The organism is Rhodoferax ferrireducens (assembly GCF_049302455.1).
Taxonomy (GTDB): Bacteria; Pseudomonadota; Gammaproteobacteria; order Burkholderiales; family Burkholderiaceae_C; genus Rhodoferax; species Rhodoferax ferrireducens_B.
In genome coordinates, this window is the sequence record NZ_JBAQMD010000082.1 from 1 (window position 1) to 12,398 (window position 12,398).

Consider the following 12,398-nt stretch of genomic DNA (forward strand, 5'->3'; position numbering starts at 1 on the left):
TTACGGATTGAAGGGATGAAGTGCTGCGAGCAGCGAGTCCATCGTCCTGCAAAAGGAGATTGCTGAAAAGTCCGAGGTAGCCTGCTGGACTGGCGAACCAGTTCGCGCGTCAGCGGGTTAGTCCAATTTCATTTATTACTGAAGCCATACGGCACAAAACGGAGGCCGTACAGTCTAGCCAAGCGGCATTTGACAAGGGAATGGAAACTGTTGATGTTCACCCTAAAGTGATTCAGTCGACTGAGTCAGAAGAAATAGCTAGCGTCAAAAATGCATCTACCAAGAAACGTGCAGATGCAAAGTCGTCGGATATGGTCGGCAGTACGACAGTTGCTAAAAAATTAACTCGACGGAAAGCTTGAGCTGTTGATTCAAAACCAGTAAATCATTCCGGTGAACGTGGGCGACCGTGACGCGGTTCACTGATTTTCTAATGCGACGGGTCGCCAGTCGCTCCTTGATTAATAGCTTGTCATGCAGGTAATACCGGGGGCTAGAGTCTGATTTCACTCGCAAAGTCAACTAGCGAGACCATGGATGCGCGCAGGTCTTTTTCGCCATTGTCCTAGTGCGGCGAGAGTCTGGCTCCGGACTCAGTTGCACCTCACGGAGCAGTGAATTGAAGCGACTAAGCTCGAATAATTGCTGCAATATGCGAGAACCCCATGAGCATTGACGACCGAGACTACATGCGTGATCGACATGGCGCTTCCGACATGGAGGCTCGGCGCTTCCGCACTTCTGAGCAGCAGAAGGCACGCCAGGCCGAAGAGTTGAAGAATCGTTTTGCCAGGTACAACCGCTCTTCTCGTGGGCTGGCTGTGCCCAAAGCGCGCCGGAGTTGTTTCTTTCTTGTTGCGCTGGTGTTGGTGATCGGGGCCATGTTGTGGATGCGCTGGCCAGACATTCCGGCGCGTTTTCTAACCCGGCATGCCAACACCCCCTTTCCGGCGACTGGCGCGGTTCGCTGGTTTATCCCGGCACCGGCCAATGGCGTGAACGATACGGCACCCCTGACAATTACCGGGTTTGCCGAAACGGGCCGCCATGTCGTGGTCAGGCTCGATACGTGGGAGGCCCATGCCCTCATCGTCATGATCCCGATTCGCAGCGGTGAAACGGCCACGCTCCAGGTCCCGCTCGGGCGCTATCGCATCACTTATGCGCCCAACGCCGCATGGCAGGGTGAATTCAAATTACTGGGCGAGGTGCAGGAAGGCGTTGAGCCGCTGGAGTTTTACCGGACGGGCAGCCAGCGCATGGGGCATCGTATCGACCTAAACGGACGACTCAACGGCAACCTCAAAACTCGCCGTGCCAGTTTCTTCTAAGACATAAGTCCAACTCGACAACCATGGATCAACACCAACTTGATTTGGCAAGCGGGATACAGTTGCTCCTTATTTAATAGCTGCCTACGCAATAGATACGGGTGTTAGGGGCTGATTTCTTATAAATTCCTCCATTGCGAGCCAGCAGGTCATTTGCTCAACAGTGGTATATGTCGTACTATAAATCGCACTATTAACAGCATTCTGGATGCTCCCATGACTCACATCAGCGCCAACGATCTCAAGACCAAAGGTATTGCCGCCATCGAGTTCGCGCTCAGCACGGCGCCCGAGGCCATTGTTTCGGTGCGGGGCAAAGACAGGTTTGTGGTGATGGACATGGCGCATTACCACTACCTGCGCGAATGTGAGCTGGATGCCGCGCTGGCCGAAACCCGTGCCGACCTGGCCGCTGGCCGCGCAGTACAGGAGTCGCCCGAGGCCCACTTGGCGCGGCTGGACGCGCTGTGAGCGCGCCGCCAATGCCGTTTGCCCTGCTTTTTACCGAACAGTACAACCGCCGGGCTGCCAAGTTTTTGAGGCAGCACCCGGAGTTGCGCAGCACCTACCTCAAGACGCTCCAGTTGCTGGAGGCGAACCCCGCGCACCCTTCTCTGCGTTTACATGCCTTGCGTGGCAAGTTTGACGGCCTGCATTCGGTGTCCATCAACTTGTCATACCGCATCACGCTGGAGCTGCTGATTCAAGACCAACAGGTCATCCCGGTGAACGTGGGTGACCATGATGCGGTTTATTGATTTGCTAAACCAGCTGGCCGCCAGTTGCGCCTGATTGGGTAGCTACTAGGAGTCTGGGCGGCAGAAGAAAAGGCACCCAAAAAATGACGTTTTCGGGGGTGCCTGACCCCTTGGCTTCATCGAGATAATGCAGCCAGCGCCGTTCTGAGAGGTCGAAAATTCTCTGGAGATTTTCATTTCCTTCTGCCGCCCGGACTCCTAGTGCAATAGATACGTTGGCTAGAGCCTGATTTAACCAATCAAATTAGCGTGATGGCCTCGCGCAGCAAGTCGGCCGTCATAGGCAAACCTCGCTTCTCAAATGCGGTAATAAGCTCCTGCGCTGGCCGCGCCGGGTTAGTCCAGCGGGCACGCATTTTCTTGATGGCTCTGAGCGCGGGTATTTCCTGCAACTGTAGTTGGTTCATCAAAAACTCGTCGGGGTGCTGTACTTCAATGCCGTAGGGCTGCAGCACGGCCGCCGGAAAGTCTTTGGTGTTGAAGGTGACGATAGCGTCGGCGTGACCAACAATGGCAGCGGCCACGACGTGGCGATCGTCAGGGTCGGGTAATTCGATGTGGTTGGCAAGTTTTTCATAATTTGTCACTAGGCAGTCGGGCACACTGGCATTCATCCGCTCAACAACCAGGGGTAGCTTGGCGGCGAGTTCCGGCCGGTCCTTGGTCAGGTTGCGCGTCCACTCTTCATGAATCGTGGCGCTCCACCGCGCGTGGTAGAGGCGCTCAACGGCCAGACTCAGCAGGGTGTCGCGGATCAATTGCGGATACAGGACATTGGCATCCAAAATTGCCGTGTAACGCGCAGAGCCCGCCACTTAAAACTCCAGCCCCAGTTCTTCAGACAGTTGGGTCAGGTCTTGCAGGGCCTGCTCGGATTGTTGTTGCTGTGCGGCTTGGTAGCGGCGTAGCTCTTCAAATTCGATACGGCGGTGGCGGTTGACCTTGCGGCACTTCAGGCGATTGGCCTCTATTTCCTTGATCACGAAGGGCCGCGACACATTCAGAAAACTAGCCGCTTCCTGCGTCGTGAGTTCATGTTTTTGCGGCACCAGCAGCAAGGGCTCTTGTTTGGCCATTTGCCGCAACACGTCGGCAAAGAAACGCAAGGCACGGGGCGGCAGCTTCAGTACGGGTGTTTCGTGTGTTTGATCGCCGTCCGAGCCCACATTGAGAATGATGTCGATGTGATCCGCATTGGAATGGTCCAGCGCCGTCATCAGGCATTGATGGGCAACCGCAGCCATTTCCGCTTCGGCAGCATTGGCGGGGTCGAGTACTTCTTGGTCTTTCATGGGATTCTCCTTCGCGTAACGGCCCTGAGAAAGGCTGTTCGTAACTGAGTGGATGGTAGCACCAAACGCAATAAACGCAATAAACGCAATATTCGAAGCAAAGTGCGGATGTTGCCAGTGGTCCTGATGTCACGAAGGATTTCTACGACACGCTCTGGGCATAGGCCCGGGCGTGGCCAGCGTGTCCGAGTCCAGTCGCACCCGACTCAAGGCGCCCCGCCCCCGAAGGCGCCCTTGGCGCATGTGGTGTTTTATTCATGACTCAGACGCCCGTTGGGTTCTTGCGTTGAAAATATGTTGTTCCTATTCGCATGCGTTGGACGTCCTCCCAAACAAACTGCCCCGCAGTGCCCGACCCGCGACGACGAAAAAGCGCCATGCGCCAAAACAAGCCACGGTGCGATACTGGCCCCGATGCAGACGGAATTTCTTGTCCATTTGAGAAATACGTATTCTGAATTTTGAAAGGAGCGCTTAATTTTGAAGACGTCTTTGATTTTTCAATCCGCCGCTTGGGGAATTGTCATGGGCGCGCTGGGTCTGTTGTCTGCTTGCACGACGCCGGCCAAACGGTCGTTGCCACAAGAGGAGTTCGGTTCCACGTCAACCTACTCCCGCATGTTCGACGCATCACCGGCCGCGACCTGCGAGGCGGCCCGGCGTGCCTTGCTGAGCCAGGGCTACGTCATCAACATGACCAAGGAAGACTTGGTGCTTGGACAGAAAAGCTTTCAGCCCGACGCCGAGTCCCACCTGCAGATGGAAATCAGAGTGGTTTGTGCGCCCGAGAGCAAGGACGGAAAGATTACCATCGGATTTGTCACCGCGCTACAGGACCGGTACGCCCTGAAGAAAACCAACAACTCGGCCAGTCTGGGTGTTGGCGCATTTGGTTCGGTCTCGCTGCCGTTCAGTTCTGGCGATGATTCTTTGGTCAAGGTGGCCAGCGAAACAATCAATTCAGAACCGTTTTACGACCGTTTTTTTACCTTGGTACACCGCTACCTGATCGTGGACGAGCCCATCGACGAGGAGCAGCCTTGATCTGACCCGTCACGCCAGTGATGCCCGCTACGCACGGGAATGGCAGCACCACCGGGTTTTCGCGCCGGCTCGGTCAGTTTCTGCTGCAGCTCTTCCTTGCTCGGCAAATAGAGTTGGTATTCCCTGACGTGGATGTTCTTTTTTGATGCCCAGCAGGAAAACGCAGTGGGACCAGCTGAGGGAAAACGGGGTTGGCGGCCTTTTTTGGCACTAATCCTGTGCCAACAACGCCGCCAACTCCCGCAAGCCAATCGCCTGCGCCCCATGCCGCAGGGGGATGCGCTCTTGCCCTGGGTACACCACGTAGCGCTGCGCTATCTGCAGGTCGTCGCAGGCAATGGCGAAGCCCTTTTCCGGGCTGGGCGCCATGGAGCGTTTGATCTCGATGGCCATCTCGGGTTTGCCGCCTTTCTCCAGCACCAGGTCAATTTCTGCGCCCACCTGGGTGCGGTAGAAGTAAGGCACGCGGCGGCTGCCGGCGGCTTGGATCAAGTTCTCGATGCAATGACCCTCATAGCTCAGGCCGCACACCGGGTGGCCCAGCAGGTGGTTCAAAGTTTCCAGCTCCAGCAGGCCGTGCAGCAGGCCGCTGTCGCGCACATACACCTTGGGCGACTTGACCAGCCGTTTGCCCAGGTTGCCGCCCCACGGCCGCAGCCGGCGCACCAGTTGCAAGTCCACCAGCAGGTCGATATAGCGGTCTATGGTGGGGTTGGCCACGCCCAGCGCGCTGGCAATGCGCGACTGGTTGAGCACGCTGCCCTGGTTGTGCGCCAGCATGGTCCACAGACGGCCAATGGTTTCGGCCGGCAGGCGAGGCGCAAACATGGGCACGTCGCGCTCCAGGTAACTGCGGATAAAGTCGCGCCGCCAGTCCAGGCTTTGGGTGTCGTCAGCCGCCAGCAGGCTATCGGGAAAGCCGCCACGCAGCCACAGGGTGTTGTCGGCAATGCCAGCCGCAGCGGCTTCACCTGTGTTGAGCGGGGCAATGTCGAGGTAGGCCACGCGCCCGGCGAGGGTTTCGCTGGATTGGCGCATCAGGTCCAGCGCCGCCGAGCCCAGTAGCAAAAACTGACCGCTGCGCAGGCCGGCTTGCCGGTTGTCGTCGATGATGCCGCGCAAGATTTCAAACACGCCGGGCGCGCGGTGGATCTCGTCCAATATGACCAGCTTGCCCTGCTGGGCGCGCAGGTAGGTGTCAGCATCTTCCAGCCGCAGGCGATCAAAGGGGCGCTCCAGGTCAAGGTACACCGCGCCGCCGGGCCAGTCCTTGGCAAGAGTGCGGGCCAGCGTGGTTTTGCCCACTTGGCGCGGCCCCAGCAGCACCACCGCAGGGGTTTGGAGCAGTTTTTGACGGACAGTGGATTCAAATTGGCGACTTATCATTATTGTAATTTTAACTATTCAAGTTAATTTTGCAATGCAAATATGCACCCCGCTGCAATGAAGGGCTGCCATTCGTCATTTGGGCGACCGGCCGCGGGCCAACCAGCAAGTACCATGCTCACAATTCAACAACGCCCGCCAACGGGCCCCAACGGAGAAAGTTATGTTCAGTCATGTGATGTTCGGTGTGAATGACCTTGAGGTCTCGAAGAAGTTTTACGACGCGCTGCTTGGCACGCTGGGCATCGGCCCGGGGGTTGCCAACAAGAGCCGGTATTTCTATCGCAGCCCGGCAGGTATGTTCGGCATTACCACGCCCATCAATGGCCAGCCCGCTACGCACGGCAATGGCAGCACCCTCGGGTTTGCGGCGCAGTCACCGGAACAATGTGACGCATTCCATGCGGCCGGCATCGCCAACGGCGGCACCACCTGCGAAGACCCCCCGGGCTTTCGCGACGGCGTGGTGGGCAAACTTTACCTGGCCTATCTGCGCGATCCCGACGGCAACAAGATCTGCGCACTGCACCGGCCTGCCAAATAGCTGCTACCGCACACACCGAAACGTCAAGTTCAACCTGCGCCGCCCCAGCAGCGCATGCTCACCATCGGCCAGTGCGGCCACGCCGTGGTAGGCCAGCCGCGATGGGCCGCCCCACACCACCACGTCGCCATGCACCAGCCGCCAGCGCTGGGGACGGTCTTTGCGGCTGGGAGTGCCGAACAGAAACACCGCAGGCAAACCCAGGGAGAGCGAGACGATGGGCGCCCGCAGGTCTTTTTCGTCTTTGTCCTGGTGCAGCGAGAGTTTGGCCCCGGGCAGGTATTCGTTGATCAGGCAGGCATCGGGCGTGAAGTTCGCGTAACCGGCCTGCGCAGCGGCGCGCCGGGCCAGGTCCATCAGGCAAGCGGGCATGGCGGGCCAGGGCTGGTTGGATATTGGGTCCAACGCGGCGTAACGGTAGCCGCTGGCGCTGGACACCCAGCCGAGCGGCCCGCAATTGCTCATGGCCACCGACATGGTGTAGCCGCCGGGGGTTTGCCAGTGGCGCAAGGGTGCTTGACTGAGGACGGACTCGATGGCTTGCAGCAGGGCGGCATCGCCGCCCCTGGCAAAGCCGTGCAGCAGCACCGCGCCGGGCGCGATTGGCGTCAGCGCGGCCTCGGGGGGCAGGGGCAGGTCGTCAAACAGGTCCATCGAATTGAGAATAGAACATCGTCTAATTCAAATAGTAAGGTGACATTCTCCGCCCCGCCGCAGCAGACAAATACCTTTCCGGCCAAAATGCGCGACTCAGGGCCATCACCGCCCGCATCCATTCCAAGGAGCCCTCAATGCTTGACCTCTCCACCTTCTTCATCACCCACAAGTGGCCCGCCCGGCATCCCGATCGGCTGCAGCTCTACTCGCTGCCCACGCCCAATGGCGTCAAGGTGTCGATCATGCTGGAAGAAACCGGCCTGCCGTACGAGCCGCATCTGGTCAGCTTCGAGACGCAGGACCAGATGACGCCGGAATTCCTCTCGCTCAACCCCAACAACAAGATTCCGGCCATCCTCGACCCCAATGGTCCGGGCGGCCAGCCGTTGCCGTTGTTCGAGTCCGGCGCGATTCTGCTTTACCTGGCCGAGAAGACGGGGCAGTTCATGCCGCAGGATGCGGCGCAGCGCTACCAGACGATCCAGTGGCTGATGTGGCAGATGGGCGGTGTCGGCCCGATGTTTGGCCAATTGGGTTTCTTCCACAAGTTCGCCGGCAAGGACTATGAAGACAAGCGCCCGCGTGACCGCTACGTGGCGGAGAGCAAACGCCTGCTGGGCGTGCTGGACCAGCGGCTCGCCAACCGCGCCTGGATCATGGGCGACGCCTACACCATCGCCGACATCGCCACCTTCCCCTGGATGCGCAACCTGATCGGCTTTTACGAGGCCGGTGATCTGGTGGGCATGCAGGATTTTCCGAACGTGACGCGCGCACTGGCGGCCTTTGTGGCGCGGCCGGCCGTGGTGCGGGGCTTGGGGATTCCGGATCGGTCCTGATTTGCTATTGATTGAATCGCTGTTTGCGCGCGTTCCAGATGCTGTCCGCGCTGTACAGCACCAAAGCCGCCCAGATCAGATAAAAGCCGATGGCGCGCGCCGGCTCAAACGCTTCACCGTACAGCCACACGCCCAGCAGCATCTGAAGGCTGGGTGAGATGTACTGCAGGATGCCCAAGGTGGCCATGGGTATGCGGCGTGCACCGGCGGCAAACAGCAGCAAGGGGATGGCGGTCAGCGGTCCGGCCAGCAACAGCCAGCCCAAGGTCGCCGGATCGCCTTGCACCAGGGCACCTTGCCCGTGCCATGCCCACCAAGCCAACATTCCCACCGCCAAGGGCGACAGCAGCAGGGTCTCCAGCGTCAGGCCTTCCAGCGCGCCCAGCTTGGCCAGCTTGCGCAGCAAGCCATAGATGCCAAACGTGATCGCCAGCACCAACGCCACCCAGGGCAGCCGCCCCGCCTGCACCGTGAGCCACAGCACGCCGGCTGCGGCCACCGCCACCGCCAGCCACTGCCCAGGACGCGGACGCTCATGCAAAAAGGCAAACCCCATCGCCACATTGACCAAGGGCAAAATGAAGTAACCCAAACTGGCATCGACCATATGGGCGTTTTGCACTGCCCACACGAACACCGACCAATTGACGGACAAAAGCAGGGCGGATACCGCAAACGCCAGCAGAACCCGTGGCTGGCGGGCCACGCCCCGCAGCCAGGCCCAGCGCTTGAGCACGGCCAGCACGCACAGCAAGAAAACAAGCGACAACACCATGCGGTGCATCACGATCTCAAAGGCGTTGACCTGGATAAGCTGTTTGAAAAAAACCGGGAGCAATCCCCAAGCCGTGTAAGCCAGCGCGGCGTAAAACAAACCAGGATTCATAGTTGGCAGGGGGTCATGTGATGGGTCTTGATGGCTTGGGTGCAGTTCAGAGTCTAGTGGCAAGGACATGACAGGTGGAAGACAAGCAGGCGCTTGATTGGCTTGGCGCGCTCGGCTCCGCGCCGCCTGACCGGCTGCCGATTACAGTAGATCCCATCACGCCCCGTCTGTGGGGCCGCAAGGAGACCCTCACCATGAACTTTGGACTTGTCGCCCATCGATTACATCGCCTCGGCCCGGACAGCAGCCTGCTGCGCTGGGCGCGCGCCTGTGAGCCCGGCCTGCAAGCGCTGGGCCTGGCGCTGCACGCCACCGGCGGCGCCTACGACGCGCTGAGCAAATACAAACTGCTGGACGGCCAACTCCACCCCGTGGGCAATGGCCGCGACGGCGGGCTGATGCGCCTGGTGTCGCGCATGGCCGGTGGCCTGGCGCCGCAGGCCGCGCTGGACGGCGTGTTTTTTCTGGTGGACCCGGTTGACCCGACCTCGATCTACCCCGAAGCCCAGGCGCTCAAACGCCAGTGCGTGATTCACGGCAAACCGTTTGTATCCACCCTGGCCGGGGCCCTGGAATGGGTGGCGGTGGAGCTGACCAACGCCGGCCTGCACACGCTGTGCGTGCCCGAGACCGCGCCGCTGTTTGCGCTCGAATCCCAGGTGGCGGCGCTGGTCGCCCACGACGCGCTGAAAGACCAGATGGTGGCCTTTGCCGCCGAGCATTTCGACACCTTGTCGCGCTTTGCCGGGCGCGTGGCCACCGGCACCACCGGCAAGCGCCTGAACGACATGGCCTGGTCGCGCGGCTGGCCGCAAGCGCAGCCCTGGGTCACCTGCTACCAAAGCGGCCCGCTCGGCGGCGACGCGCAGATTGCCGAGCTGGTGCTGGACCAGCGCTGCCAGAAAGTCATCTTTTTCGAAGACCCGCATGTGGCCCGCCAGCACGAGGCCGACATCCAGTTGCTGGAGCGCGCCGTGTGCAGCGCCCAGCACGCCACCACCTGCTTCAACACTCCGGCCATGGCCCGGCGGTGGGCGCAGGCGGTGGAGCGCGGACTGGGGACTCCGGATCGATCCTGATTTGATAGCATATAAGGCAGGTTCTACGGGGGCTTGAGGCTTATTTGGTTTGAATGCTTATGGCTTTGCAGCTGGCGCCGCAGGTGCTTGGGCCGCGGCGACCGAGGGGCGACAATCTAGCCCCGGGAAGCCACCCATCCCCAACATCAGGAGCAGCAACATGACCCAGGACTTGAACCAGCAGAACGAATCGAAAAAGACGGAGCTGTGCGATTCGTGCGCCGGCATCCAGCGCAACTGGCGCCGCGCCCCCGGCCACGCCGAACTGGTGCAAGGCGACAACCGCAAGGAACCGCGCAGCCACGGTCAGGTCACCATCACCAGCTACGTCTGTGCCCGCTGCGGCACGCAGTGGGAATACGAGAACAACAAAGTCAACCTGCACGCGGGCTGGTCGGTGGTAGGCCAATAGGCGGCGCTCGGTGAAATGGCAAGTTGTTTTGCCAGCGCCATGCCCATTACCCTGGACACCCTGCGCCGCTACGCCGTGGCGCGTTCCTTGTTCACGCCCACCACCCTGGCCCGCGCGATCGAGCGTCTGGGCTTTGTGCAGGCCGACCCGATCCGCGCCCCGGCGCGAGCGCAGGACCTGACCTTGCGCCACCGCGTCAAGGGCTATCACGCGGGTGATCTGGAGCGGCGTTACGCCAGGCTCGACATCGAGGAGGACTTCTTCGTCAACTACGGCTTTTTGCCGCGCACCACGCAGGCGCTGATGCACCCGCGCACGCCGACCTTGGCGTGGCCCAAGGCACGCCTGGCGCAGGCCCATGCCGTGTTGGACTTTGTGCGGGCGCACGGGGTGGTGCACCCGCGCGAGGTAGACGCGCATTTTGCCCATGGTGCGGCGCGCAACTGGTTTGGTGGCTCGTCCAATGCCAGCACGCAGTTGCTCGATGACATGCACCACCGCGGCCTGCTGCGCATTGCCGGGCGCATGAGTGGCGTGCGTACCTACGCCGCCTGCGAGCCACGGGAGCCCTTGGGGCCGCTGGCCGATCCGGCCCAGGCCATGGACGCGCTGGTCGATGTCATCGTGGGCAAGTACGCCCCCTTGCCTGAACGCTCGCTCGGCGAGTTGATCAGCCACCTGCGCGGCGGTGCCCCGCAATGGGCCGATCAACGCCAGGCGGCTTTCCAGCGCGCCAAGTTGAGACTGGCCAAAAGCCGGGTGGATGGCGTGACCTGGTATTGGCCTGCGGATGAGTCGCCGACCTCACGCCGGTACGCGCCCGGCGCCGTGGTGCGCTTGCTGGCACCGTTTGACCCGGTGGTCTGGGACCGCCGGCGCTTCGAGCTTTTTTGGGGCTGGGCCTATCGTTTCGAGGCCTACACGCCCGCCGCCAAACGGGTGCGTGGTTATTACGCGCTGCCGCTGTTGTGGCGCGACCAGGTCATTGGTTGGGGCAATGTGACGGTGCGCGGTGAGCGGCTTGAGGTTGATCTGGGCTATGTGGCTGGCACGGCGCCAGGCGAGGCGGCCTTTGGCCAAGCCCTGGCGGATGAATTGGCACGGCTGCACACCTTTCTCGCCTTGCCGGCGATTTGAATGGCTTTGCGTTGCCCTACTGATCAGGCGTTGACGGAACCGAGAAAGGCTTCCGGGTAACGCAGGCCGGCGGCCGCATTGGGCGGGAAGGCACGGTCCAGCTCAGCCAGTTCGGCCGCGCTCAGCACCACGTCAAGCGCCGCGATGTTCTGGTCCAGATAGGTGCGGCGTTTGGTGCCGGGGATGGGGATGATGTCCTCGCCCTGCGCCAGCACCCAGGCCAGCGCGACTTGCGAAGCGGTGACGCCCCTGGCCGCGGCCAGTTGCTTGACCGCATCGACCAAGGCCAGGTTGCGTTTGAAGTTTTCTTCTGCAAAGCGCGGCGAAAACTTGCGGCGGTGATCGTCGGCGGGCAGGTCTTCCGGTTTGGTGAATGCACCGGTCAGGAATCCACGGCCCAGGGGTGAATAGGCCACAAAGCCCACGCCGTGCTTGCGACAGGCCGCCAGTGTGCCGGTGACTTCAGGGTCGCGCGTCCACAATGAATATTCGCTTTGCAGGGCGGCGATGGGGTGCACCTTGCAGGCGCGTTCAATCGTGGCGGCCGATGCTTCGGACAGGCCCAGGTAGCGCACCTTGCCCGTGTGCACCAGCTCGGCCATTGCGCCCACGGTGTCCTCGATCGGCACGGTCTTGTCGACGCGGTGCTGGTAATACAGATCAATCTGTTCAACGCCGAGGCGCTGGAGGCTCGCCTCGCAACTTGCCTTGACGTAGTCGGGACGGCCGTTGACCCCGCGCGCCGCCTCGTTGGCCGGGTCGCGCAAGAGCCCGAATTTGGTGGCCAGGAACACCTCCTTGCGGCGCCCGGCGATGGCCTTGCCAATCAGCAGTTCATTGGTGTGCGGGCCATAGGCGTCAGCGGTATCGAGGAAGTTGAGGCCCTGGTCCAGGGCGTGGTGCAGGGTGGCGATGGACTCGGCGTCGTCGCGGTTGCTGTAGAACTCGCTCATGCCCATGCAGCCCAGGCCGATGGCGGAAATGATGGGGCCGTTGCGGCCGAGAGTACGGGTTTTCATGGTGTCCTTTTTGG

The 12,398-nt window shown here is 61.0% G+C and carries 16 protein-coding genes; 10 read left to right on the forward strand and 6 right to left on the reverse strand.

Annotation, left to right across the window (positions count from 1 at the left end; translation table 11 throughout):
* Positions 1-200 precede the first annotated feature (200 nt).
* The 4 genes from WA157_RS14080 (at position 201) to WA157_RS14095 (ending at position 2,089) form a co-directional block, all read left to right on the forward strand.
* Positions 201-362, forward strand: a complete 162-nt coding sequence (locus WA157_RS14080) for a hypothetical protein (RefSeq protein WP_422621560.1) — start codon at positions 201-203, stop codon at positions 360-362.
* A 303-nt stretch (positions 363-665) separates the two neighbouring features.
* Positions 666-1,331, forward strand: coding sequence for a hypothetical protein (locus WA157_RS14085; protein ID WP_422621561.1), 666 nt, complete (start codon positions 666-668; stop codon positions 1,329-1,331).
* Between the two features lie 216 nt (positions 1,332-1,547).
* Positions 1,548-1,802: a hypothetical protein gene (locus WA157_RS14090; RefSeq protein WP_422621562.1), complete on the forward strand. Its 255-nt coding sequence runs from the start codon at positions 1,548-1,550 to the stop codon at positions 1,800-1,802.
* Positions 1,799-2,089, forward strand: coding sequence for a type II toxin-antitoxin system YafQ family toxin (locus tag WA157_RS14095; RefSeq protein WP_422621563.1), 291 nt, complete (start codon positions 1,799-1,801; stop codon positions 2,087-2,089). The genes WA157_RS14090 and WA157_RS14095 overlap by 4 nt, the downstream gene beginning before the upstream one ends.
* Before the next feature lie 239 nt (positions 2,090-2,328).
* On the opposite strand, the gene WA157_RS14100 is transcribed toward WA157_RS14095, so the two are convergent.
* Both WA157_RS14100 and WA157_RS14105 read right to left on the reverse strand, forming a co-directional pair.
* The gene (locus tag WA157_RS14100; RefSeq protein WP_422621564.1) at positions 2,329-2,904 is read right to left on the reverse strand and encodes a PIN domain-containing protein; all 576 of its coding nucleotides are present in this window, start codon (positions 2,902-2,904) and stop codon (positions 2,329-2,331) included.
* On the reverse strand, positions 2,905-3,381 hold the full coding sequence (locus WA157_RS14105) for a helix-turn-helix domain-containing protein (RefSeq protein WP_422621565.1): 477 nt from the start codon (positions 3,379-3,381) through the stop codon (positions 2,905-2,907). It lies immediately after the preceding gene.
* 525 nt (positions 3,382-3,906) lie between these two features.
* Here WA157_RS14105 and WA157_RS14110 point away from each other — a divergent pair.
* Positions 3,907-4,425 carry a DUF2242 domain-containing protein gene (locus WA157_RS14110; RefSeq protein ID WP_422621610.1) on the forward strand — a complete coding sequence of 173 codons (519 nt, stop codon included), beginning with the start codon at positions 3,907-3,909 and terminating at the stop codon, positions 4,423-4,425.
* Between the two features lie 210 nt (positions 4,426-4,635).
* Here the strand turns inward: WA157_RS14110 and WA157_RS14115 are convergent, their stop codons facing one another.
* The gene (locus WA157_RS14115; RefSeq protein WP_422621566.1) at positions 4,636-5,811 is read right to left on the reverse strand and encodes an ATP-binding protein; all 1,176 of its coding nucleotides are present in this window, start codon (positions 5,809-5,811) and stop codon (positions 4,636-4,638) included.
* Between the two features lie 163 nt (positions 5,812-5,974).
* Between WA157_RS14115 and WA157_RS14120 the strand changes: the two genes are divergently transcribed.
* Positions 5,975-6,355, forward strand: coding sequence for a VOC family protein (locus WA157_RS14120; protein WP_422621567.1), 381 nt, complete (start codon positions 5,975-5,977; stop codon positions 6,353-6,355).
* Positions 6,356-6,358: 3 nt separating this feature from the next.
* Here WA157_RS14120 and alkB read toward each other — a convergent pair whose 3' ends face one another.
* Positions 6,359-7,009 carry a DNA oxidative demethylase AlkB gene (alkB, locus tag WA157_RS14125; RefSeq protein ID WP_422621568.1) on the reverse strand — a complete coding sequence of 217 codons (651 nt, stop codon included), beginning with the start codon at positions 7,007-7,009 and terminating at the stop codon, positions 6,359-6,361.
* Positions 7,010-7,146: 137 nt separating this feature from the next.
* On the opposite strand from alkB, the gene WA157_RS14130 reads away from it, so the two are divergent.
* Positions 7,147-7,851, forward strand: a complete 705-nt coding sequence (locus tag WA157_RS14130) for a glutathione S-transferase N-terminal domain-containing protein (protein ID WP_422621569.1) — start codon at positions 7,147-7,149, stop codon at positions 7,849-7,851.
* A gap of 4 nt (positions 7,852-7,855) precedes the next feature.
* Here the strand turns inward: WA157_RS14130 and rarD are convergent, their stop codons facing one another.
* Positions 7,856-8,737 (reverse strand): EamA family transporter RarD, encoded by an 882-nt coding sequence (gene rarD, locus WA157_RS14135; protein WP_422621570.1) that lies wholly within the window; start codon positions 8,735-8,737, stop codon positions 7,856-7,858.
* A gap of 194 nt (positions 8,738-8,931) precedes the next feature.
* On the opposite strand from rarD, the gene WA157_RS14140 reads away from it, so the two are divergent.
* The 3 genes from WA157_RS14140 (at position 8,932) to WA157_RS14150 (ending at position 11,365) form a co-directional block, all read left to right on the forward strand.
* Positions 8,932-9,816, forward strand: a complete 885-nt coding sequence (locus WA157_RS14140) for a methylglyoxal synthase (protein WP_422621571.1) — start codon at positions 8,932-8,934, stop codon at positions 9,814-9,816.
* A gap of 160 nt (positions 9,817-9,976) precedes the next feature.
* Positions 9,977-10,228 carry a hypothetical protein gene (locus tag WA157_RS14145; protein ID WP_422621572.1) on the forward strand — a complete coding sequence of 84 codons (252 nt, stop codon included), beginning with the start codon at positions 9,977-9,979 and terminating at the stop codon, positions 10,226-10,228.
* A gap of 39 nt (positions 10,229-10,267) precedes the next feature.
* Entirely contained in the window at positions 10,268-11,365 is a 1,098-nt protein-coding gene (locus WA157_RS14150) for a DNA glycosylase AlkZ-like family protein (RefSeq protein ID WP_422621573.1), read from the forward strand.
* A 23-nt stretch (positions 11,366-11,388) separates the two neighbouring features.
* Here the strand turns inward: WA157_RS14150 and WA157_RS14155 are convergent, their stop codons facing one another.
* Positions 11,389-12,384, reverse strand: a complete 996-nt coding sequence (locus WA157_RS14155; protein ID WP_422621574.1) for an aldo/keto reductase — start codon at positions 12,382-12,384, stop codon at positions 11,389-11,391.
* Positions 12,385-12,398: the final 14 nt, after the last annotated feature.